This is a genomic window from Bradyrhizobium sp. Leo78 (assembly GCF_059512425.1).
In genome coordinates, this window is record NZ_JCAMOT010000198.1 from 1 (window position 1) to 483 (window position 483).

Sequence of the window (483 nt, forward strand, 5' to 3'; positions counted from 1 at the left end):
CAGATCGCGCCGCACCTCGCCAAGATCGCGCCGGTCGTACATCCAGCGGAGCTCGAGCAGGCAATCGTCGTCGACCTTGCGCGGCACATAATCGAGCGCATTGCGCAGGAAGTGCACATAACAGCGCTGCCAGAACACGCCGGCGAGGACTTCGGCGATCGCCTTCTTCAAGCCGGGATGATCGTCGGAGACGACAAACTCAACGCCATGCAGGCCGCGCGCCTTCAACGCTTCCAAAAACTCCTTCCAGCTCGACCGGCTCTCCCGGTTGGCAAGCTCGACCGCGAGCACCTGACGCCGGCCTTCCCAGTCGACGCCGATCGCGATCAGCACCGCCTGGCTCGCAATGATGCCGTCCTCGCGCACCCGCTCATAGCGCGCATCCAGGATCAGATAGGGGAATGGTTCCTTGAGCTTGCGCTCGCAAAACGCCTTCAGCGACGCATCCAGCCGTTTGTTGATGGCGCTGATCGCCGAGGCCGA

General features: G+C 63.1%; 1 protein-coding gene. It reads right to left on the reverse strand.

Going from position 1 to position 483, the window contains the following annotated elements; all coding sequences use genetic code 11:
* Window positions 1-483 (reverse strand): IS256 family transposase (locus tag AC5ZG1_RS44265; protein ID WP_496136550.1); only part of this gene is annotated, 483 nt, incomplete at both ends.